Origin of the sequence: Staphylococcus rostri (genome assembly GCF_002902145.1) — a bacterium.
GTDB classification, from domain to species: Bacteria; Bacillota; Bacilli; order Staphylococcales; family Staphylococcaceae; genus Staphylococcus; species Staphylococcus rostri.
Window position 1 is genome coordinate 54,895 of the sequence record NZ_PPRF01000019.1, and the last position, 21,214, is coordinate 76,108.

27 protein-coding genes and 1 riboswitch are annotated in these 21,214 nt (G+C 37.0%); of the genes, 24 read left to right on the forward strand and 3 right to left on the reverse strand.

What is annotated here, in order from left to right:
- Window position 1 precedes the first annotated feature (1 nt).
- From CD122_RS03935 to gcvPB, 14 genes are all read left to right on the forward strand, one after another.
- Window positions 2–1,441, forward strand: a complete 1,440-nt coding sequence (locus CD122_RS03935; RefSeq protein ID WP_103357702.1) for a rhomboid family intramembrane serine protease — start codon at window positions 2–4, stop codon at window positions 1,439–1,441.
- Window position 1,442: 1 nt separating this feature from the next.
- Complete coding sequence (locus CD122_RS03940) at window positions 1,443–1,646, forward strand: YqgQ family protein (RefSeq protein ID WP_103357703.1); 204 nt, start codon at window positions 1,443–1,445, stop codon at window positions 1,644–1,646.
- A complete protein-coding gene (locus tag CD122_RS03945; protein ID WP_103357704.1) occupies window positions 1,643–2,626 on the forward strand; it encodes an ROK family glucokinase in 984 nt (327 codons plus the stop codon). Before CD122_RS03940 ends, CD122_RS03945 begins: the two co-directional genes overlap by 4 nt.
- A gap of 3 nt (window positions 2,627–2,629) precedes the next feature.
- The gene (locus CD122_RS03950; RefSeq protein ID WP_103357705.1) at window positions 2,630–2,941 is read left to right on the forward strand and encodes an MTH1187 family thiamine-binding protein; all 312 of its coding nucleotides are present in this window, start codon (window positions 2,630–2,632) and stop codon (window positions 2,939–2,941) included.
- A 27-nt stretch (window positions 2,942–2,968) separates the two neighbouring features.
- The gene (locus CD122_RS03955) at window positions 2,969–3,592 is read left to right on the forward strand and encodes an MBL fold metallo-hydrolase (RefSeq protein WP_103357706.1); all 624 of its coding nucleotides are present in this window, start codon (window positions 2,969–2,971) and stop codon (window positions 3,590–3,592) included.
- 67 nt (window positions 3,593–3,659) lie between these two features.
- Entirely contained in the window at window positions 3,660–4,634 is a 975-nt protein-coding gene (comGA, locus tag CD122_RS03960; protein ID WP_103357707.1) for a competence type IV pilus ATPase ComGA, read from the forward strand.
- A complete protein-coding gene (gene comGB / locus CD122_RS03965; protein ID WP_240624114.1) occupies window positions 4,600–5,667 on the forward strand; it encodes a competence type IV pilus assembly protein ComGB in 1,068 nt (355 codons plus the stop codon). Before comGA ends, comGB begins: the two co-directional genes overlap by 35 nt.
- A 15-nt stretch (window positions 5,668–5,682) precedes the next feature.
- The gene (gene comGC, locus CD122_RS03970) at window positions 5,683–6,003 is read left to right on the forward strand and encodes a competence type IV pilus major pilin ComGC (RefSeq protein WP_103357708.1); all 321 of its coding nucleotides are present in this window, start codon (window positions 5,683–5,685) and stop codon (window positions 6,001–6,003) included.
- Window positions 5,960–6,424, forward strand: a complete 465-nt coding sequence (gene comGD, locus CD122_RS03975) for a competence type IV pilus minor pilin ComGD (protein ID WP_142381177.1) — start codon at window positions 5,960–5,962, stop codon at window positions 6,422–6,424. Before comGC ends, comGD begins: the two co-directional genes overlap by 44 nt.
- Window positions 6,425–6,619: 195 nt before the next feature.
- Window positions 6,620–7,102: a ComGF family competence protein gene (locus CD122_RS03980; RefSeq protein WP_240624116.1), complete on the forward strand. Its 483-nt coding sequence runs from the start codon at window positions 6,620–6,622 to the stop codon at window positions 7,100–7,102.
- Between the two features lie 165 nt (window positions 7,103–7,267).
- Complete coding sequence (locus CD122_RS03990; protein ID WP_103357712.1) at window positions 7,268–7,792, forward strand: shikimate kinase; 525 nt, start codon at window positions 7,268–7,270, stop codon at window positions 7,790–7,792.
- Window positions 7,779–7,875: riboswitch (glycine riboswitch) on the forward strand. (Overlaps the previous gene by 14 nt.)
- A gap of 80 nt (window positions 7,876–7,955) precedes the next feature.
- Window positions 7,956–9,047, forward strand: a complete 1,092-nt coding sequence (gene gcvT / locus CD122_RS03995; RefSeq protein ID WP_103357713.1) for a glycine cleavage system aminomethyltransferase GcvT — start codon at window positions 7,956–7,958, stop codon at window positions 9,045–9,047.
- A 12-nt stretch (window positions 9,048–9,059) separates the two neighbouring features.
- Window positions 9,060–10,406, forward strand: a complete 1,347-nt coding sequence (gene gcvPA, locus CD122_RS04000; protein ID WP_103357714.1) for an aminomethyl-transferring glycine dehydrogenase subunit GcvPA — start codon at window positions 9,060–9,062, stop codon at window positions 10,404–10,406.
- Window positions 10,399–11,874: an aminomethyl-transferring glycine dehydrogenase subunit GcvPB gene (gene gcvPB / locus CD122_RS04005; protein ID WP_103357715.1), complete on the forward strand. Its 1,476-nt coding sequence runs from the start codon at window positions 10,399–10,401 to the stop codon at window positions 11,872–11,874. Before gcvPA ends, gcvPB begins: the two co-directional genes overlap by 8 nt.
- A 56-nt stretch (window positions 11,875–11,930) precedes the next feature.
- Here the strand turns inward: gcvPB and CD122_RS04010 are convergent, their stop codons facing one another.
- Entirely contained in the window at window positions 11,931–12,317 is a 387-nt protein-coding gene (locus CD122_RS04010) for a rhodanese-like domain-containing protein (protein ID WP_103357716.1), read from the reverse strand.
- A 127-nt stretch (window positions 12,318–12,444) separates the two neighbouring features.
- Here CD122_RS04010 and CD122_RS04015 point away from each other — a divergent pair, with 127 nt between their 5' ends.
- Window positions 12,445–13,275, forward strand: a complete 831-nt coding sequence (locus tag CD122_RS04015; protein ID WP_103357717.1) for a lipoate--protein ligase family protein — start codon at window positions 12,445–12,447, stop codon at window positions 13,273–13,275.
- A 53-nt stretch (window positions 13,276–13,328) separates the two neighbouring features.
- Here the strand turns inward: CD122_RS04015 and CD122_RS04020 are convergent, their stop codons facing one another.
- On the reverse strand, window positions 13,329–13,559 hold the full coding sequence (locus CD122_RS04020; RefSeq protein WP_103357718.1) for an SA1362 family protein: 231 nt from the start codon (window positions 13,557–13,559) through the stop codon (window positions 13,329–13,331).
- Window positions 13,560–13,574: 15 nt separating this feature from the next.
- Window positions 13,575–14,180 carry a hypothetical protein gene (locus CD122_RS04025; protein WP_103357719.1) on the reverse strand — a complete coding sequence of 202 codons (606 nt, stop codon included), beginning with the start codon at window positions 14,178–14,180 and terminating at the stop codon, window positions 13,575–13,577.
- A gap of 90 nt (window positions 14,181–14,270) precedes the next feature.
- On the opposite strand from CD122_RS04025, the gene CD122_RS04030 reads away from it, so the two are divergent.
- The 9 genes from CD122_RS04030 to CD122_RS04070 all read left to right on the forward strand — a co-directional run bounded on the left by CD122_RS04030 (window position 14,271) and on the right by CD122_RS04070 (window position 21,117).
- The gene (locus tag CD122_RS04030) at window positions 14,271–15,332 is read left to right on the forward strand and encodes a M24 family metallopeptidase (protein ID WP_103357720.1); all 1,062 of its coding nucleotides are present in this window, start codon (window positions 14,271–14,273) and stop codon (window positions 15,330–15,332) included.
- 27 nt (window positions 15,333–15,359) lie between these two features.
- Complete coding sequence (efp, locus tag CD122_RS04035) at window positions 15,360–15,917, forward strand: elongation factor P (protein ID WP_103357721.1); 558 nt, start codon at window positions 15,360–15,362, stop codon at window positions 15,915–15,917.
- A gap of 148 nt (window positions 15,918–16,065) precedes the next feature.
- The gene (gene accB / locus CD122_RS04040) at window positions 16,066–16,524 is read left to right on the forward strand and encodes an acetyl-CoA carboxylase biotin carboxyl carrier protein (RefSeq protein ID WP_103357722.1); all 459 of its coding nucleotides are present in this window, start codon (window positions 16,066–16,068) and stop codon (window positions 16,522–16,524) included.
- A gap of 2 nt (window positions 16,525–16,526) precedes the next feature.
- Window positions 16,527–17,882 (forward strand): acetyl-CoA carboxylase biotin carboxylase subunit, encoded by a 1,356-nt coding sequence (gene accC, locus CD122_RS04045; RefSeq protein WP_103357723.1) that lies wholly within the window; start codon window positions 16,527–16,529, stop codon window positions 17,880–17,882.
- A gap of 22 nt (window positions 17,883–17,904) precedes the next feature.
- On the forward strand, window positions 17,905–18,276 hold the full coding sequence (locus CD122_RS04050) for an Asp23/Gls24 family envelope stress response protein (protein WP_103357731.1): 372 nt from the start codon (window positions 17,905–17,907) through the stop codon (window positions 18,274–18,276).
- A gap of 23 nt (window positions 18,277–18,299) precedes the next feature.
- The gene (nusB, locus tag CD122_RS04055) at window positions 18,300–18,686 is read left to right on the forward strand and encodes a transcription antitermination factor NusB (RefSeq protein ID WP_103357724.1); all 387 of its coding nucleotides are present in this window, start codon (window positions 18,300–18,302) and stop codon (window positions 18,684–18,686) included.
- Window positions 18,687–18,700: 14 nt separating this feature from the next.
- The gene (gene xseA / locus CD122_RS04060) at window positions 18,701–20,044 is read left to right on the forward strand and encodes an exodeoxyribonuclease VII large subunit (protein WP_103357725.1); all 1,344 of its coding nucleotides are present in this window, start codon (window positions 18,701–18,703) and stop codon (window positions 20,042–20,044) included.
- A complete protein-coding gene (locus tag CD122_RS04065) occupies window positions 20,031–20,255 on the forward strand; it encodes an exodeoxyribonuclease VII small subunit (protein WP_103357726.1) in 225 nt (74 codons plus the stop codon). The genes xseA and CD122_RS04065 overlap by 14 nt, the downstream gene beginning before the upstream one ends.
- Entirely contained in the window at window positions 20,236–21,117 is an 882-nt protein-coding gene (locus CD122_RS04070) for a polyprenyl synthetase family protein (RefSeq protein ID WP_103357727.1), read from the forward strand. The genes CD122_RS04065 and CD122_RS04070 overlap by 20 nt, the downstream gene beginning before the upstream one ends.
- Window positions 21,118–21,214 lie beyond the last annotated feature (97 nt).

The window sequence follows — 21,214 nt, forward strand, 5'->3', positions numbered from 1 at the left end:
CATGATAGACCAAAAAGATTTATGGAAGGCCAGTTATATATGGATGCGCTACTACGGCTATAGTTGCGTCCATTATGACCAAGAAAAGCAAGAAATATGGTTAGCGAATCAATCAAAACAACGGATTGCGATTTTCAAATATGGTAGCTATACGTCTCAATCATTAGAGTTTGATAAACAACGCGTACTAGAACATCAACAACAGATCGATGACTTTCTGAAGATGCGCATCCAGAGATATGACATCTACTTTTTAACAGATAAGCCGTTTAACCCTGTTAGCTTGAATGAACGCGAGCCGGTACAACTTCGATTCCATTCGATTCAAGACTTAAAAACGCTGACTAAAAAAATGACAAATCCTATCGCAAAAAGTCACCTTTTGAGGCGAGATAATAAACCGATTGATATGTATCAAAAACGCGTACTCAATCAAAATCTTATTGAACGTGCGATGTATCGTTTCACGCCAATCACATACAGTTTAATTGCAATTAACATACTCATTTGGATTGTCATTACTTGGTTCTTACCACATGGTTCTGATATTGAAATTATTAATCTCGGTGCACTTGCACATTTCAATGTCGTACATGGAGAATGGTATCGTTTAATTTCTTCCATGTTTTTACATTTAGATATTGAACATTTGATTTTAAATATGATGTCACTTTACATTTTTGGTAAGCTCGTTGAATCTTATACGAGCTCATTAAAAATGCTAGGTATTTACTTTGTGTCAGGCATGATAGGGAATTTATTTACCCTCGCTTTTATTACGACAAGCTTGTCTGTAGGTGCCAGTGGTGCAATTTTTGGATTATTAGGTGCACTAATCGCATTATTAACAATCAGCAAGTTGTATGATCGAAAATCAATTTTTCAATTATTGATTGCCGCTGTCGTGATGGCTGTTATTTCACTACTCGTCCGCAATGTTAATATCGTTGCACACTTGGGTGGTTTAGTAGGTGGTATACTCGCTGTGTACCTTTATTATTTTTACCATACATTTAAAAAAGGGTTCTATTGGTTAGTTGGTCTCACAGTTTTAACGATCGTATTACTACTGGTTAAAACGTTTCTGACACCTGATGAAAATATTTATAACCAAATCATTCAAGATCAAATGCACGCCAATCATTATGGTGAAGCGAAAGAAATGGTTCAACAAACGATTGATAAAGGCTATGCGGATGACATGACGTATTACTTATCCGGCATGATTATCGCTGCACAAGATTCTAAAGCTGAGGCAGTGGCAGAGTGGGAACGTGGCTTGCGTACTTTCCCAAACTCTGTACAGCTTAACTATATTATGGCAATTACCAATCGCTCTTTAGGTGATGAGAAAAGCGCCAAAAAATTTATTAACAAAGCCGCTGAAATCGCACCTAAAAATGAGAGTGTCAAAATCTTAAAACGAGAGTTGGAAGATTAATATGGAAACAAAGTTAGAAACATTTTATGATGTACAACAATTATTAAAGAAATTCGGTTTTATTATTTACTTTGACAATAAGGCTGATATGTTAGAAATGATTGAACAAGAATTAAAATCACTGTTCAAACATCAATTAATATCACGAGATGAATTCTTACAGGCTCGACATATTGTGAACGAGAGAAGGTTGAACCGATTATGACGAAACATTTAATTTTTGCAGTTGATATTGGTGGTACAACATGCAAATTGGGTATCTTTGATAAAAACTTAACACGGCTCAAAAAATGGGCAATTAAAACTGACACGTCTGATCCAACAGGTCGTCAATTACTCAAAAAGATTTACGATGCTTTTATCGAACAGTGTGACATGTTAAATTATAAGTTAGATGATGTTATTGGCATGGGTATTGGTGTTCCAGGGCCTGTGAATTTTGACGCTGGTATTGTGAATGGTGCAGTTAACTTAAATTGGCCTGGTAAAGTCAATGTTGTCCAACTGATGTCAGAATTTGTAGACTTTCCAGTTGTTGTAGATAACGATGCTAACATTGCCGCATTGGGTGAAAAACATCTTGGTGCTGGTAAAGATGCAGATGATGTCGTGGCAATTACTTTAGGTACAGGTGTTGGTGGCGGTATTATTTCAAACGGTAAAATTGTCCACGGTCATAATGGTTCAGGTGCCGAATTAGGTCATATTCGTGTCGACCATGAGCAACGGTTTGATTGTAACTGTGGTAAAGCAGGATGTATAGAAACCGTCGCATCCGCAACAGGTGTTGTAAACCTTGTAAACTATTATCACCCTAAGTTATCCATACAATCTCAATTACGTCCGCTCATTAAAAGTGGAGATGTCACTGCAAAAGACGTCTTTGATGCTGCCAAATTAGGTGATAGCTTTAGCTTGTTTATCGTTGAGAAAATCGCACAGTATATCGCTTATTTAGCTAGTATTTTAAGTGTTACAGTGAATCCTAAATATATTATATTAGGCGGCGGCATGGCTGATGCAGGGCATATTTTATTAGAGAATGTTAAAACAGCGTACTATCAACTTGCTTTTACGCCATCTCAGGAAGGGACAGAAATTGTTTCCGCTTCGTTAGGCAATGAGGCAGGTATTGTTGGTGCAGCTGGTTTAATAAAAACTTATATTATCGAACAGGAGAGATAGACAATGGCAATTGTAGATGTAGTTGTAATCCCAGTAGGAACAGAAGGACCAAGCGTAAGTCAATATATCGCGGAAATCCAAACAAAATTAGAAAGCTTTAAACAAGAAGGTAAAATTAATTACCAATTGACGCCAATGAATACGTTAATTGAAGGCGACTTAAAAGATTTATTTGAAGTTATTCAAGCAATTCACGAGTTACCTTTTAATAAAGGACTTGATCGTGTGTGCACAAACATCCGTATTGATGACCGACGTGATATTGAACGCGAAATGAATGATAAGTTAGCCTCTGTTCAAAAACATTTGAAATAGGGAATTGAATTTGATTGGAGAATCATCATGAAACTATCTTATTTAACACTTGGTTTTGTAGAAACGAATACGTATTTTATTGAAAATGACAATGCGCTTTTACTCGTCGATCCAGCAGGTGAAGCGGATAGAATTATCGCTAAAATTGAACGCATCGGTAAACCGTTAATTGCTGTATTATTAACGCACGCACATTTCGACCATATTGCTGCGCTAGATGCGGTTATTGAAAAATATGATGTGCCTGTGTACATTCATTCAGAAGAAGTCGACTTTTTGACAGATCCACGAAAAAATGGTTCTGCAAAATTCAGTGCCCATGGCCTGCCGATTATTACAAGTAAAGCACAACCTACATTATTAGATGAAGGTGACTTTCAAATTGGTGACTTTACGATGACTGTATTGCATACACCAGGACATTCACCTGGCAGCTTGTCATATGTCTTTGATGACTTTGCAATCGTAGGCGACACGTTATTCAACAATGGTATCGGTCGCACGGATTTATATCGCGGTAATTATGAAACACTCATCGACTCAATTAAAGACAAACTTTTTGAGTTAGATGAGACATTGCCGCTATACCCAGGACACGGCCCGTCGACAACTGTGGAAGCCGAATACATGAATCCATTTTTGAATGGCTAAAATTTTTTCAAAACAAACAAGTAATTGCATCACCTCTTGCGTGTATATAAGTAAGAGGTGATTTTTTATGCAGTTTTTATTAGACACTGTGTTACAACATGCGTTACGTGAAAATGCTTCAGACGTTCATTTTATACCATCTTCAGAGCAGGTTGAAGTTAAGTTGCGTATTAAAGACCAACTAGTACGCTATGATACATTGAATTTAGAAACGTACCAACGCTTGCTAACGCTACTCAAATTTCAAGCTGGGTTAGATGTTTCTTCAAGGCATCGGGCGCAAAGTGGGCGCTACATTTATCATTGCAAAGATTTATACCATTTACGTGTTTCTACTTTGCCCTTGAACTTAGGTACAGAAAGTTGCGTCATACGGATTACTCCACAATATTTTCAAAATATCTCACTTAAAAGCACTACAGATATTTGTAATGTGATGGAGAAAAAGCAAGGGCTCATCTTGTTTAGCGGGCCAACTGGTGCTGGAAAAAGTACGCTTATGTATCAAATGGTACTGTATGCGAAACAAGCATTGAATCTCAATATTATTACGATTGAAGACCCTGTAGAACAGCTTTTAAACGGTGTGACGCAAATTTCAGTGAATGAAAAAGCCGATATCACGTATAGCGCATCTTTAAAAGCGATACTACGTTGTGATCCAGATGTCATACTTATCGGCGAGATACGAGATGCTAAAATTGCACGCGAAGTGATTCAAGCAAGTTTAAGTGGGCATCTCGTCTTATCAACCATTCATGCTAATGACTGCCAAGGCGTTTTGCTCAGACTAATAGAAATGGGCATCTCTCATCAAGATTTACTTCAAGCCATCAATTTAATTGTCAATCAACGACTCGTCACGACAACGCAACAGCAACGACAACTCGTCTATGAAACGATGATGCACGATGACATTGAACACTTTTTATCGAATGACTTCCAATTACCTGATTCATTTACATCTCTTACTGATAAACTAAGTTTGCTCAAACAAGAAGGGGTGATTGACGCTGCAACGCTTCGCAAGTATCAAAAATAGAAGAACGCTAAATTATATTAAGAAACATCACTTGCTCATTATTGACCGTACAAACCAGTTGCTACAACATGGTTTTACATTTGTCGAAGCGATAGAATTTGTCTATGCGCAACTCAAGATTACTGACTCAAAGTTTAATGACACATTTTACCAAGTGTTGCATAATGGGGCATCATGTTATGAAGTTTTTAAATTGTTGAAATATCCACAGACCATTTTGATGCAATTATACTTTGCAGAGAAATATAGCGAACTATCAACGACATTGACCCAATGCCATACGTATTATGAAAAACACAACAAGCTCAAGGCACAATTTATTAAAGCGGTGCAGTATCCAATATTACTGCTTTTCATCTTTTTAGGTTTAATTATCACACTCAATGCAACAGTACTCCCTGAATTTGAACATATGTACGCCACAATGGATATACAACGTTCTTTTTTACAATCATCATTAAAGTTTTTTATCGCAAACTTCCCAATCGCATTTTTAAGTACCACATTGATTATTGTCCTCAGTATTTATATCTTCCAACGCTGGTTAGCGAAACAACCTATGAGAAAGCAAATTAGTTTACTGACGCATTTTCCCGTATTTAATAAGTATTTTCGCTTATTTATGACTTACCAAATGTCACAGCAATTTGTGCTGTTTTTCAAAAATGGTATTAAGCTCAATGATATTGTTCAAATTTATCTAGAACAGTCGGAAAACTCATTTCTCACATATGTTGGTGAGACATTAAAATCAGAAATTCAAAAAGGGGATGATTTCTCTAATATCTTAATGAATATGAATTGCTTCGAGAAGAACTTCATTACGTATATTGAGCAAGGGGAAAAGCGCGATAAGTTAGACATTGAACTTATTGTCTACAGCACATTTATTATGGATCATATTCAATCATTTATTCATCGCCACATTAAACTGATTCAACCCATTATGTTTACAATGATTGGCCTGCTTATCATGGCAGTGTATCTCGTCATGATGTTACCTGTTTTCGAAATGATGCAATCAGTACAATAATAGGAGTGATTATTTATGAAACAACTTTTATTCAAATTACGTCAAAACAAAGCCTTCACATTAATTGAAATGCTACTTGTGCTACTCATCATTAGCGTCCTACTTATTTTAATTATCCCAAACATCGCCAAACAATCTGACCATATCCAAAAGACAGGATGTGCAGCACAAACACGACTCGTAGATAGTCAAATTGAAGCCTACACACTCAAGTTCAACCATAAACCTAATTCGATCGATGATTTAGTGAGGGAAGGTTATATCAAAGAGAATCAAAAGAATTGTAAGTCGGGTGAGACGATTACAATCCAAAATGGTGAAGCAGTTGCGTCATAGAAGTGGTTTTACATTAATTGAGATGTTGATTGTCCTTTCGATTATCTCATTAACCTTATTTCTAATGATGGCACATCCTGCCAAGCTTTATACACCACAAAATATTGATGACCAAATCAAACTTTTTACGAGCAAGCTTGATTATTATCAGGCACTTGCGATTAAAAAGAAGAAGACTGTCCTCATTGTTTTTCGGCCAGGCAGCAATACGATACGTGTCGCTATTCAAAATGAAAAGGGCGATGCGATTATTTCTCTTGTGCCATTACGGTTAGAACCAAGTAGTAACATTGATCATATTGCATTTAATGCGAACGGGGAAATTATGAAATTTGGACGTCTCAATTTGAAATATAGAGAACAACATTTTTCTATTATTTTCCATATTGAACAAGGGAGGTATCGTATCATCAAACAATGAATAAACATGGTTATACGCTATTAGAAGCACTTTTTGCTTTTTTTATCGTTTCGTTACTCAGTTTTTCAACACTTCCCGTTATGCATGAACTTGAAAACACTTACGATGAAACTAAAGAAACACTTGAGCTCAAACGCACATTGTATTTTTATTTAACTGAAAATTTTCCAAAAGGACGTATGCAACTTGACCATTATGCCATCTATCGGACGCATGAAGATGTGTGTATTACGAATTTACAAAGCCACACGGTCTATTGTCATCCACTCAAAAGGCTTCACCATGATTGAATCCCTCTTTTCCTTATATGTACAGTTACTAGTTGTCCTGCTAATTCCCATGTTGATTTTGGCACTTATTCAATTCAGAAGTTCATTCTTTGATGACCAAGCCTATACCCACGAATTAATGGCAAAAGAAGTTGGTATGACTTTACATCATCCTAATGTTTCTAGCGTATCCGTATCTGAAAATTATCTTGGCATTAAGCAAGGCGTTAATTTATATACGTATCACGTGCAAAATTTAAAGTTAGTGAAACAAGTGAATTATAGGGGAAACATTACCGTGCTTAATCAAGTAAAAAAAGTATCATTTTCTAAGCTGGACAAAAATATTAGAATCACTCTGATCTATAAGGAAGGGGAACAATGGCTTGAAAAAACATTTATTGTCTAGAAAGGCTTTCACCTTACCATTGTTGTTTGTAATTTTTAGCGCCTATATCCTTTTCATCTCTTTCTTTATTACCATTTATAGCTTAAAATTAAATACATTAGATGCACTTTCAGATTATTACCAAAACGAAATTGATACGACACTTCGTTTGAATGAGGTGAAACAATGAATAAGTTAAAAAGACCGCTGCTTCTCGTTGGCTTTATGGGCGCAGGAAAGTCCACCGTCGGACAAGCACTCGCAGATAAGTATGGGTATCGTTTTGTAGACTTAGACCATATGATCAGCGATTCAGAAGCACGCACCATTCCAGAAATATTTGCCCAGGATGGCGAATTAGGCTTTCGTTTATATGAATTCCAATATTTACAAAAAGCGATTGAACGTTATGATATTATCGCAACAGGCGGTGGTATTATTTCGTTCGACCAAACATTTAACTATTTAAAGTCCGTTCCAGCAGATATTATTTGGTTAGATGCACCGTTCTCAGATTTATATGACCGTATCAAAAATGATCGCAATCGACCGAACGCTAAAAGCAGAGATGAGGCAGCAGTAAAAAACTTGTATTCATCGCGTGTTTCACGATATAATGAAATCGCATTCATTAAGATTACAACTAAAGAGACACTTACACAGACACTTAGTGAAATTGAAAATGTATTGTTTGCGAATGATCAATATTAGAGAGAATGGCTACGTGTCATCGCCGAAGGAGCAAATAATAAGCACATTATGAAACTCTCAGGCAAAAGGATAATATTGTGACGCATTCCTGAAGGTATCTCAACAGGGACGTATTTTGTAATAGAAATACGCCCCTGTTTTATTATTAATAGGAGGGTATGTTATGACACAAGAGTTAAAACAAACACCATTGTATCAAGAATATGTTGATGCCGGTGCAAAAATTGTAGAGTTTGGTGGGTGGGCAATGCCCGTACAATTCTCAAGTATTAAAGAGGAACATAATGCTGTGCGTTCCAAAGTTGGCTTATTTGATGTCAGCCATATGGGGGAAATTCTTATTGAAGGGGCACAAGCACTAGAATTAGTTCAATATGTACTCTCAAATGATACAGATTTACTAACGGATGATAAGGCACAATATACATGTTTATGTAATGAACAAGGTGGTGTCATTGATGACCTTGTTGCATACAAACTAAGTGATCAAAAAGTGCTACTCGTTGTTAACGCAGCGAACACTGAAAAAGACTTCAATTGGATTGTAGAACATACAAGTCAATTTGATGCAAAAGTGACAAATGTATCGTCTGAATATGGACAACTTGCAATTCAAGGACCTGAAGCACGTAAAATCGTTCAAGATAACGTAGATGTTGATGTTACTGAGATGGGCATGTTTGAATTCAAACAAAATGTTAATCTATTCGGCAAAAACGTTATTTTATCACAATCTGGTTATACAGGTGAGGACGGCTTTGAAGTGTACTGTGCAAGTGAAGATGTTGTGGCACTTTGGCAATCGTTTTTACAATTAGATGTGACACCATGCGGACTTGGTGCGCGTGATACTTTAAGACTAGAAGCTGGCTTACCTTTACATGGTCAAGATCTATCAGAAGATATTACACCATATGAAGGTGGCGTTGCATTTGCTGCTAAACCTTTAATTGAAGCTGATTTTATCGGTAAATCCGTCCTAAAAGATCACAAAGAAAATGGTGCGCCAAGACGTACAGTAGGTCTACGTATGATTGATAAAGGGATTCCAAGAACTGGCTATCCAATTTTAGATACTGAAGGTAATGAAATTGGTATTGTTACTTCTGGTACGCAATCTCCATCAACAGGTCATGCGATTGGTCTAGGTTTGATTCAACGCGACGCTTTCGAAATGGGCAAAGAAGTTATCGTTCAAGTAAGAAAACGTCAAGTTAAAGCACAAATTGTTAAGAAAAATCAAATTGAAAAATAAGGGGTGAAAGCATTGAGTCATCGTTATATTCCATTAACAGAAAAAGACGAAAAACAAATGCTAGAGACAATTGGTGTCAATTCTATTCAAGAGTTATTCAGTGATGTACCACAAAACGTCTTACTAGATAGAAATTTAGATATCGCGGATGCTGAACCGGAAACGCAATTATTGAAACGTTTAAATAAAGTAGCAAGTAAAAATATTACAAAAGAAACACATACAAGCTTCTTAGGTGCCGGTGTCTATGATCATTATGCACCATCAGTTGTAGACGCAATGATTTCTCGTTCAGAATTTTACACGGCATATACGCCATATCAACCTGAAATTTCACAAGGGGAGTTACAAGCTATTTTTGAATTCCAAACAATGATTTGTGAATTAACAGGTATGGATGTTGCAAACTCATCAATGTATGATGGTATGACAAGTTTTGCAGAAGCATGCTTACTTGCATGGGGTAAAACGAAAAAGAATAAAATTGTCGTTTCAAAAGGCTTACATTACCAAGCGCTACAAGTGTTACACACATACTCAAATATTAGAGACCAATATGAAGTTGTAGAAGTAGATCTTGACGGTACGATTACAGATTTAGAAAAATTACAAGCAGCTGTCGATGACGATACCGCTGCAGTAGCGGTTCAATATCCAAACTTCTTTGGTTCAATTGAAGACTTAGAAAAAATTAAATCTTTTGTTGAAAGTACGAAAGCATTATTCATCGTCTATGCAAATCCACTTGCACTTGGCTTATTAACGCCTCCAGGTGAATTTGGTGCAGACATTGTAGTCGGTGATACACAAGTATTTGGTATCCCATCACAATTCGGTGGCCCACACTGTGGTTATTTTGCAACAACGAAAAAATTAATGCGTAAAGTACCTGGTCGTCTTGTTGGTCAAACACAAGATGATGAAGGTAACCGTGGCTTCGTTTTAACATTACAAGCGCGTGAGCAACATATTCGTCGTGAAACAGCAACGTCAAATATTTGTTCAAACCAAGCGTTAAACGCACTTGCATCTTCTATCGCCATGTCAGCATTAGGTAAACAAGGCTTACAAGATATTGCTGAACAAAATATGGAAAATGCAAACTACGCTAAGGATCAATTTAAAGCACGTGGCTTTGAAGTTCTTGACGGTATTTCTTACAATGAGTTCGTCGTGAAGTTCAATCAACCTATTTCTGACATCAATCAACAATTATTGGAATTTGATATCATCGGCGGCTTTGACTTAAGTGTTGTCGATGCATCATTCGATAATCATATGCTTGTTGCTGTAACAGAATTACGTACGAAAGCTGAAATTGATTACTTTGTAGAGAAAGCAGGTGAACTTAATGGTTAGTAAATCAAGCCCATTAATTTTTGAACGTTCAAAAGCAGGTCGCTATGCCTATTCATTACCTAAAAAGGAAATTGATAACGGGGTAGCCAAAAAGTTACTCGATGACAAGTTTATCCGTAAAAACAAAGCAGAATTCCCTGAAGTATCCGAGCTTGATCTTGTAAGACATTACACTGAGCTTTCTAATAAAAACTTTGGTGTCGATTCAGGTTTCTATCCATTAGGCTCATGTACAATGAAGTACAACCCTAAAATTAATGAAAAAGTTGCACGAATTGCAGGCTTCACTGAGTCTCATCCATTACAAGAAGTCAATCAAGCACAAGGTTCACTAGAAATTATTTATTCTTTACAGGAAGAATTAAAAGAAATCACTGGTATGGACGAGATTTCATTACAACCAGCTGCCGGTGCACACGGTGAATGGACGGCGTTAATGATTTTCAAAGCGTACCATGTTAAAAATGGGGATATACAACGTGATGAAGTCATCGTACCAGACTCTGCACACGGTACAAACCCTGCATCTGCAGTCTTCGCTGGTTTTAAAGTTGTAACTGTTAAATCAAATGAAAAAGGCGAAGTGGATATTGATCACTTAAAAGAATTAGTAAGTGATAAAACAGCTGCCATCATGTTAACAAACCCGAATACATTAGGTATTTTTGAAACAAATATTATGGAAATTCGTGATATTGTTCATGAAGCTGGCGGTCTTTTATACTATGATGGTGCTAACTTAAATGCGATTATGGACAAAGTACGTCCTGGTGACATGGGCTTTGATGCCGTGCACTTAAACTTGCATAAAACATTTACAGGCCCTCACGGTGGCGGTGGTCCTGGTTCAGGCCCTATTGGTGTTAAAAAAGCATTACGCGAATTTTTACCAAAACCACTTGTGATTAAAAATGGGGATACATTTGAATATGATAATTCAATGGAAAACTCTATCGGCCGTGTAAAACCATTCTACGGTAACTTCGGCATTTACTTACGTGCATACACGTATATTCGTTCAATGGGTTACGAAGGGCTTAAAGAAGTTTCTGAAGCTGCCGTTCTTAATGCAAACTATATGAAAGCACGCTTGAAAGATACTTTCGTTATTCCATTCGACCAATATTGTAAACATGAATTTGTATTAAGTGGTACAAAACAGAAGAAACTTGGTGTCCGTACACTTGATATGGCAAAACGCCTATTAGACTTTGGTGTACATCCACCAACTGTATACTTCCCACTGATTGTTGAAGAGGGTATGATGATTGAACCAACTGAAACAGAATCTAAAGAAACATTAGATTATTTCTGTGACGCATTGATTCAAATTGCGAAAGAAGCAGAAGAAAATCCTGACATCGTACTTGAAGCGCCACATACAACAGTGATTGATCGTTTAGATGAAACAACTGCAGCTCGTAAGCCTGTCTTAAAATTTGAAGGATTAAAAGCTGAAAAAGAATAGATGATAAGAAAAAACCTAGCATTTCAGTAGACAACTGAAATGCTAGGTTTTTCATGTTATTTTTTAGATTTGACTTTACCTGTCCATTTTTTATAGCCGCCTTTAAGCATGTACACTTCATTGTAGCCTTTACGTTTGAGTGTTCTTGCTGCTCTGTAGCTCGCAATACCATTGGCATCTGCTAAATAAATAGGCTGATCTTTTCTTAAGCCTTGATAACGTTGGCGAAATACTGTCATCGGAATATTTCTAGCCCCAATAATGTGACCGTAATCATAATCAGCTTTTTCACGTAAATCAATTACTTGTGCTTTACGTAAGCCTTGTTGAAATTCATCTTGATTTAATTCCTTAACAGCTCTTTTATTTAGAATGTATTGGATAACCATCCAAATAATAAGTGCGGCTAAAATAATTAATATTGTCACTGCCGTATTACTCATCTTGCATCCTCCCTCAAATACCGATATTATTATTATAAGACTGATAAGATAAATTATCAAAATTTTTATGTTAAGATAACAACTGAAAAACAGATAAATAAAACAAATTCATTTGGGGGCAATTGTTGTGACAGAAACTTGGCATTTTATCAACACAGGAAGTCATGATCCATACTACAACATGGCTTTAGACGAAGCGCTGCTCAATTTCGTCTCACGCGGTGAAATTGATCCAGTCGTACGTTTTTATACATGGTCACCACCGACATTATCAATTGGCTACTTCCAACGTTTAGCTAAAGAAATCGACATCGACAAAGTAAAGGAAAAGGGCTATGGTCTGGTAAGAAGACAGACGGGTGGCCGTGGTGTGCTTCACGATAAGGAATTAACATATAGTGTGATTGTACCTGAATCACATCCTGCGATGCCACAAACAGTGACAGAGGCGTATCGTGTGATTTCAGCTGGCTTACTGGAAGGGTTTAAAGCACTTGGTTTTGATGCTTATTTTGCCATTCCACGCTCTAAAGAAGAACGAGAGAAGTTGAAACAACCACGCAGTTCTGTATGTTTTGATGCACCGAGCTGGTACGAATTGGTTGTAGAAGGTAAAAAAATTGCGGGTAGTGCGCAAACGCGTCAAAAGGGCGTTATTTTACAACACGGTTCAATTCTTCAAGATGTCGACATCGATGATTTGTTTGATATGTTTATTTTCAAAAATGAGCGCTTGAAGGAAAAAATGAAAGCAGCATTTGTTGAAAAAGCAATTGCGATTAATGACTTATCAGATGACTATATTACATTGGAACAAATGGAAGTTGCTTTCAAAGAAGGATTCCAAAAAGGATTGCATATTGACTTTAAACCACTTAAGCTTACAGAAGCACAACTTGAAGAAGTTAAACAACTTGAAGAGAAATACCGCTCAGAAGACTTCTTATATCGAAAATAATTATAAAAGACAGCACACACAATGATGAATTTCACTGCATGTGCTGTCTTTTGCTATTTACGACGACGATATTTCCATTTATTTTTCCATACCGCTTTTTTATATTTACGTTGATCTTCTGTGAGAAAGAAAAAGAAATACAGTAAATAGATAATACCAATGATAACGACCATTGTAATAATCGTATTTGTAATACTTAATAAAAATGTATCTAAATTCATCACTAAGCCAACGAGTGCTACGATGGCAATGAGTGTAAAAATAATTTTTTGAAATGCGCTCATATTGTTCAACCTCCGTTATTGTTCTGTTTCTTCACTGGATGTGACTTTAATATTGATCAGTTCTTGACGTCCTGTTTGAATCAGCTCTTGATCTTTCTTCGCGTAGCCTTTACGGATTTTTTCTAATGCTTTTTGAATGTTTTGTTGGACTTCTTGAACTTCTTTATGTTGCTTTTTGACTTTCTCATCACTTTTTATAACATCTAACGCTCCAGCATCGTCACGATAACGATCAACAGCAACATCGTGATCATCTAAAACGGCATCTAGCTTACCAATGATTTGATTTTTTCGCTCGTTTTTTACAACATCTTTGTCCAAATCTTGATATGCGTTAATAATACTTGTTACATCACTAAAATAAGCTGATGAAACTTCATAGTAATTCGCAATTTTTTGATTGGCTTTGGCCTTTTTCGTATCTTTCGCATCTTTTTCCAAAGCGGCCAATTGTTTTTCTTTTTTGGCATTTTCATTTTTTAACGCTTGATTCGTTAACTTTAATTCATGATTATCTTCTCGCAGCTCTGTACTTTTCTCTTCTAAAGGGAGTAAGTTTTGACTACCACATGCTGTTAAAAGCACCATTGAGCTGAAACTTAAAACGATTAATTTTTTCATTTTTAACTCCTGTTTTGATGTTTTACGCTATACAAGATACTATTTTAAGGTATCATATAGATAAGTACAAATATTCAGGAGGGGATTTGTGTGAAACACCGTATTGAACAGGCAAGACACATTTTAGAAGAACAACAATTAGATGCTTTACTCGTACTGACAGACTATAACCGTCGCTACTTATCTGGTTTTACTGGAACGAGTGGTGCGCTCATAATTACCAAGTCAGAACAATATCTATTTACGGACTTTCGTTATGTTGAACAAGCAACGTCACAAGCTGAACAATATGAAATTATTCAGCAACAAGGGGACTTATATACATCGTTACTTGAACATATCGACACACACAACTTAACAAATGTTGGTTTTGAAGGTCATATCGTTGCGTATGATACTTATGAGACATTAAGTAAAGGTGCGCATACCTTAAAACCGATTGGCCAGGCGATTGAACATATTAGAATGGTCAAGGACGAGACAGAAATCGCATATATTCAAAAAGCAGCCGACATCGTGGATCAAGCATACGAATATATTTTAACGATCGCAAAACCTGGAATGACTGAGAAGGAACTTAAAGCGCATTTAGAAAGTAAGATGTTGCAGTTAGGTGCAGATGACACATCATTTGATACGATTGTTGCGTCAGGCCATCGTGGTGCGTTACCACATGGTGTTGCGTCAGATAAAGTGATTGAATCAGGCGATATGGTCACACTTGATTTTGGTGCTTACTATAAAGGATATGCGTCTGATATTACACGTACATTCGCTGTTGGTCAGCCTTCAGATGAAATGATCAAAATATATGAGACCGTTCTTAAAGCTCAAAAAACGGCTGTATCTCGTATTCAAGCAGGCATGTCTGGCAAGGAAATCGATCAAGTGGCACGTGATATTATTGCTGAAGCAGGCTATGGTGAAAACTTTGGTCATTCACTCGGTCACGGTATCGGTTTAGACATTCACGAACTGCCTATGTTGTCACCAAAATCATCATATATTCTCAAACCAAATCACATTGTAACAATCGAGCCGGGCATTTATGTGAATGGTCTAGGTGGCGTTCGTATTGAAGATGACATTTTAATTCAAGAAAATGGCTGTCAATGCTTTACTAATTCAACAAAAGACCTTATTATTTTATAAGAAGAGTGAATCTGAGGAGGAAACTTAATGATTTCTGTAAATGATTTTAAAACTGGATTAACAATTTCAGTAGATAATGGTATTTGGAAAGTATTAGAATTCCAACACGTAAAACCTGGTAAAGGTGCTGCATTCGTAAGATCTAAATTACGTAACTTACGTACAGGTGCCATTCAAGAAAAAACTTTCCGTGGCGGTGAAAAAGTTGAGCCGGCAATGATTGAAAATCGTCGTATGCAATATTTATATGCAGATGGTGATACGCACATCTTTATGGACAACGAAACATTCGAACAAACGGAATTATCAACTTCATATTTAGAGCATGAATTAAAATTCTTAAAAGCAAATATGGATGTTCACATTCAATCATATGAAGGCGAAACAATCGGTGTTGAATTACCGAAAACTGTTGAACTTGAAGTAACAGAAACAGAACCTGGTATTAAAGGTGATACTGCAACAGGTGCAACAAAATCAGCAACTGTTGAAACAGGATATTCTTTAAATGTACCATTATTTGTTAATGAAGGAGACGTATTAGTCATCAATACAGCTGATGGTAGCTACGTATCTCGTGCATAATTAAGAAGCTGGGGAAGTCAAATATCTATTTGGTTTTCCCAGTTTTTTCAGCATTAGTTAACACCCGTCAATTATGACTTTGCTTGAATTGACCAGAACCCTCAAGTAAAATATAAAGATAGAAATCATTTATGAGGGAGTAACCAATATGAATTTTAAAGAGATTAAAGAATTAATTGACATTCTTGATCAATCTAGCCTAACTGAGATAAATATTGAAAATAAAGGGTCAAAAATCACTTTAAAGAAAGAAAAAGAAATGATTACACAACAGGTAACAGCTGCATCTGTTCAACCTGTTGCTCAAGCAAACCCAACACCTGCACCAACTGCAGCAGCTGAACCTAGTGGACAATCAGAGGCGGCTGATAATTTGCAAACAATTAATGCGCCAATGGTTGGAACGTTTTATAAGTCGCCTTCACCTGAAGAAAGTCCTTATGTTAAAGTCGGCGACAAAGTCACTGCTGATACAACAGTATGTATTTTAGAAGCGATGAAACTGTTCAATGAAATTCAAGCAGAAGTGAGCGGTGAAATTGTAGAAGTGCTTGTTGAAGATGGTCAAATGGTTGAGTATGGCCAAGCGTTGTTCAAGGTGAAATAGTGATGAAAAAAGTATTAATTGCAAACCGTGGCGAGATTGCCGTACGTATTATACGTGCGTGTCACGAATTAGGTATCCAAACAGTAGCGATCTATTCTGAAGGCGATAAAGATGCACTACATACTCAACTAGCCGATGAAGCCTACTGTGTCGGACCTAAGCAATCCAAAGATTCTTATTTAAACATCCCTAACATTTTATCAATCGCAACGTCAACTGGATGTGACAGTATTCATCCCGGATACGGCTTTTTAGCTGAAAACAGCGACTTTGCAGAACTTTGCGAAGCCGTTCAATTAAAGTTTATTGGTCCAAGCTACCAATCCATTCAAAAAATGGGGATTAAAGATGTTGCCAAAGAAGAAATGAAACGTGCAAATGTTCCTGTCGTTCCTGGTAGTGATGGGCTTGTCACAAGTATTGAACACGCGATTGAAACAGCCAATCAAATTGGTTACCCTGTCATTATCAAAGCAACAGCTGGTGGTGGCGGTAAAGGGATTCGCATTGCCCGTGACGAAGAAGCTTTAATCAATGGTTATAAAATGACCCAACAAGAAGCTGAAACGGCATTTGGTAACGGCGGCCTTTACTTAGAAAAATATATTGAGAATTTCCGTCATATCGAAATCCAAATTATTGGCGATGAACACGGAAATGTCATTCATCTGGGCGAGCGTGACTGTACGATTCAGCGTCGAATGCAGAAACTTGTCGAAGAATCACCGTCACCTATTTTGACACCTGAAAAACGTAAAGAAATGGGCGACGCTGCTGTTCGTGCTGCAAAAGCCGTTGGTTATTACAACGCTGGTACGATTGAATTTATCTATGATTTAGATGACGACGCCTTCTACTTTATGGAGATGAATACACGTATTCAAGTTGAGCATCCTGTTACTGAAGTAGTCACAGGCGTAGATTTACTCAAACTCCAACTTAAAGTGGCAATGGGCGAAACATTACCATATAAACAAGAAGACATTCATATTAACGGTCATGCGATGGAGTTCCGTATCAATGCGGAAAACCCATATAAAAACTTTATGCCTTCTCCAGGTGTGATTACTCAATATTTAACACCCGGCGGCTTTGGCGTTCGCATTGACTCTGCATGTTATATGAATTACGCAATACCACCACATTATGATTCAATGGTAGCAAAACTAATCATTCATTGTGCAACACGTGAAGAAGTCATTATGACGAGTCTACGTGCTTTAAATGAATTTGTGATTATGGGAATTGATACGACAGTTCCTTTCCATATTCGCTTGTTACACCATCCAATATTCCAAAAAGGCTACTTCAATACTAAGTTTTTAGAAATTCATGATGTGATGAATGAAGAAAATTAATGAAATCGGAGGGTCAAATATCATGACAAAATCTATCGAAAACTACAATCCTAACTTAGGAAATGTGGAAATTGTACCTGAAGTTATTTCCGTCATTGCAAGTATTGCGGCATCTGAAGTAAAGGGCGTTCAAGGTATGTTCTCAGACAGAAAGAATTCGACATTAGAACGTCTCGGTCGTAAGAATTTAAGCAAAGGCGTAAAAATCGAAACAAAAGACAATGAAATTATTATTAATGTGTATTGTTCATTGAAATATGGCGTGAAGATTTCTGATACTGCGTTAAAAGTACAAGAATCTATCCATAGCGCGATCAATACAATGACTGCTTTAACACCTAAACAAGTCAATGTGCATATTACACATATCGACATGGGCAAACCTAAAAGCTAATATTTACAGAATGGAGCATTAACATGAGTAGAAAACAAGCGAGAAGCCAAGCTTTTCAAACTTTATTTCAATTAGAAATGAAAAATTCTGATTTAACAATTGAAGAGGCAATCAGTTTTATTAAAGATGATTACCCTGACCTAGATTTCGGCTTTATTCAATGGCTTGTTTCAGGCGTGAAAGATCACGAACCTGTTTTGGATGAGACAATTGCGCCACATCTAAACGGCTGGACGATTCCACGTCTGCTTAAATCAGACCGTATTATTTTAAGAATGGCGACTTTTGAACTTCTACACAGTGATACGCCAGAGAAAGTAATCATCAATGAAGCAGTTGAACTTACAAAACAGTTCTCTGACGATGATCATCATCGATTTGTTAACGGGGTACTCAGCAATATTAAATAAGATAGAGTGATACTATGGAACAATATTTAACGGTCTCAGCATTAACGAAATATATTAAATATAAGTTTGATCAAGACCCGCACCTTCAATCTGTCTTAATCAAAGGAGAGTTGTCCAACTTTAAACGTCATAGTAGTGGGCACCTCTATTTTGCGTTGAAAGATGAAAACAGCGTCATCAATGCGATGATGTTTAAGGCTGTTGCAAACCAGCTTGATTTCGATCCTAAAGAAGGCGACCAAGTGATTGTTGAGGCGCGTGTGTCTGTGTATGAACGTCGTGGTAGTTATCAAATTTATGTGAATAAAATGCAATTGGATGGTGTGGGGAATCTTTATCAAAAGTTTGAGCAGTTGAAAAAACAACTTGCGAAAGATGGTTATTTTGATCCATCTCATAAGAAGCCCATCCCGCAATATCCTGAGAAAATTGCCATCATTACAGCAAGTACAGGGGCAGCCATACGCGATATTTTAAATACAATTCAAAGTCGCTATCCATTAGTAGAACCAGTAAAAATTAGCGCACTCGTTCAAGGTACACAAGCAGCAGAAGACATTGTTGCCAAGTTAAAATATGCCGATTCATTGGGCGTCGATACGATTATCGTCGGTCGTGGTGGCGGATCTATTGAAGACTTATGGAGTTTCAATGAAGAAGTCGTCGTGAAAGCTATTTTCGACTGTCAAACACCTGTTATCTCTGCTGTGGGTCATGAAACAGATACAACATTAAGTGACTATGTTGCTGATGTGCGTGCTGCAACGCCAACACAAGCAGCTATGATTGCGACGCCAGACCAACAGGAGCTTTATCAAGTGTTGCAGAAGAGTCAAAACTACTTGAATCGTTTTATTATGCAATATATGAAGCATGCCAGACAGGCGTTAGCACGCTATCAAGATTATTATAAGTTTAAACAGCCGACTTTATTGTACGAGCAACATATTCAAAAACGTGATGATTTGGACCGCCTGTTGCACACAGCAATGGAAGGCATCATTCAGAAACAACAGCAGCGCTTAAAACTTACAGAGCAACGCTTCCAATTACGTCATTTTCATGATGCGATCAAACGCAATCAGCAGTCTGTGAAACAGTCACGTGAACAATTAGACAAACAGGTTAATCGCATCATTTCACAAAAGAATCAAGCGCTCATTCAACAAGTAGCGTCACTGGATAACCTCAGTCCCACAAAAACAATGTTACGTGGTTATTCGATTGTTAAAAAACAGGACGATGTCATCACAAGTAGTCGTGATTTAGATACAGGAGATCACATTGAAATTACAATGAAAGATGGCGCAGTAGATGCGATTATTGAAAAGGTAAGGTGTAAAGATGACAACAGATAAACAATCATTTGAAACAATGATGCATGAATTAGAAGAAATCGTGAAACAATTAGATAATGATACCGTGTCATTAGAAGAATCCCTTGCACTTTATCAAAAGGGGATGACACTTTCAAAAGCGTGCGAAACAACATTAAAAGAAGCTGAACAAAAAGTGTCAAAATTAATTGAAGAAGAGGCTGATGATAGCAATGAATCAAAGCCTGAATAAATTATTAGCGACTTTTAATGATGTGCTAAGTGATAGTGTTGAAACGACTCAGCTTCATACGCAACTTGAAGAGAGTATGATGTATTCGTTGCAAGCGGGGGGCAAACGTGTCCGTCCATTGTTATTATTGGCAACACTGAACATGTTGCGTCCCAATGACTACCAAAAAGGACTTGAAACAGCGATAGCGTTAGAAATGGTGCATACGTATTCGTTAATTCATGATGATTTACCAGCAATGGACAATGATGACTTGCGCCGTGGTAAACCAACCAACCACAAAGTGTATGGTGAGTGGTTAGCGATTTTAGCGGGTGATGCGTTATTGACGAAAGCTTTTGAATGCATTAGCAATGATACATCGTTATCTGCGGAGACACGTGTAAAGCTAATTTCAGCACTGAGCATTGCGAGTGGTCATAAAGGCATGGTAGGTGGACAGACGCTTGATATGCAAAGCGAATCAAAAGCAGTTGCATTGCCTGTTTTAGAACAAATTCATTTACATAAGACGGGTGCGCTCATTCGATTTGCGATAGAAGCAGCAACAATTATTGCGGAAATTGAAAAAAACGACCAGCAACAATTAGTTGAATTTGCGAATCATTTAGGTATTATTTTTCAAATTAAAGATGATTTACTCGATTTATTTGGAACGACTGAAGCGCTTGGTAAGCAAACTGGTAGTGACGATGTAAATGATAAGTCTACTTACGTTACGTTGTTAGGACGCGAACAAGCCGAAGCAATTTTAGCACGTCATGTTGAAGAAGCAGAACATATTTTATCAACGTTAGCTGAGACATATGACACAGAGGACCTTGATTATTTGTTAAAGCTTTTTTATCAACGTCAAAATTAATTTGTCTATATCTCGATAGATAAATGAGTTATAATCGTAAGAGATAAAGATAAAGGGTGATATATAAATGGATATACGTACTATACAGGATCCATCA

Coding starts and splice junctions, on each gene's coding strand:
- CD122_RS03935 (WP_103357702.1), top strand. CDS start 2: ATGATAGACCAAAAAGATTTATGGAAGGCCAGTTATATATGGATGCGC.
- CD122_RS03940 (WP_103357703.1), top strand. CDS start 1,443: ATGGAAACAAAGTTAGAAACATTTTATGATGTACAACAATTATTAAAG.
- CD122_RS03945 (WP_103357704.1), top strand. CDS start 1,643: ATGACGAAACATTTAATTTTTGCAGTTGATATTGGTGGTACAACATGC.
- CD122_RS03950 (WP_103357705.1), top strand. CDS start 2,630: ATGGCAATTGTAGATGTAGTTGTAATCCCAGTAGGAACAGAAGGACCA.
- CD122_RS03955 (WP_103357706.1), top strand. CDS start 2,969: ATGAAACTATCTTATTTAACACTTGGTTTTGTAGAAACGAATACGTAT.
- comGA (WP_103357707.1), top strand. CDS start 3,660: ATGCAGTTTTTATTAGACACTGTGTTACAACATGCGTTACGTGAAAAT.
- comGC (WP_103357708.1), top strand. CDS start 5,683: ATGAAACAACTTTTATTCAAATTACGTCAAAACAAAGCCTTCACATTA.
- CD122_RS03980 (WP_240624116.1), top strand. CDS start 6,620: ATGCCATCTATCGGACGCATGAAGATGTGTGTATTACGAATTTACAAA.
- CD122_RS03990 (WP_103357712.1), top strand. CDS start 7,268: ATGAATAAGTTAAAAAGACCGCTGCTTCTCGTTGGCTTTATGGGCGCA.
- gcvT (WP_103357713.1), top strand. CDS start 7,956: ATGACACAAGAGTTAAAACAAACACCATTGTATCAAGAATATGTTGAT.
- gcvPB (WP_103357715.1), top strand. CDS start 10,399: ATGGTTAGTAAATCAAGCCCATTAATTTTTGAACGTTCAAAAGCAGGT.
- CD122_RS04010 (WP_103357716.1), bottom strand. CDS start 12,317: ATGAGTAATACGGCAGTGACAATATTAATTATTTTAGCCGCACTTATT.
- CD122_RS04020 (WP_103357718.1), bottom strand. CDS start 13,559: ATGAGCGCATTTCAAAAAATTATTTTTACACTCATTGCCATCGTAGCA.
- CD122_RS04025 (WP_103357719.1), bottom strand. CDS start 14,180: ATGAAAAAATTAATCGTTTTAAGTTTCAGCTCAATGGTGCTTTTAACA.
- efp (WP_103357721.1), top strand. CDS start 15,360: ATGATTTCTGTAAATGATTTTAAAACTGGATTAACAATTTCAGTAGAT.
- accB (WP_103357722.1), top strand. CDS start 16,066: ATGAATTTTAAAGAGATTAAAGAATTAATTGACATTCTTGATCAATCT.
- accC (WP_103357723.1), top strand. CDS start 16,527: ATGAAAAAAGTATTAATTGCAAACCGTGGCGAGATTGCCGTACGTATT.
- CD122_RS04050 (WP_103357731.1), top strand. CDS start 17,905: ATGACAAAATCTATCGAAAACTACAATCCTAACTTAGGAAATGTGGAA.
- nusB (WP_103357724.1), top strand. CDS start 18,300: ATGAGTAGAAAACAAGCGAGAAGCCAAGCTTTTCAAACTTTATTTCAA.
- xseA (WP_103357725.1), top strand. CDS start 18,701: ATGGAACAATATTTAACGGTCTCAGCATTAACGAAATATATTAAATAT.
- CD122_RS04065 (WP_103357726.1), top strand. CDS start 20,031: ATGACAACAGATAAACAATCATTTGAAACAATGATGCATGAATTAGAA.
- CD122_RS04070 (WP_103357727.1), top strand. CDS start 20,236: ATGAATCAAAGCCTGAATAAATTATTAGCGACTTTTAATGATGTGCTA.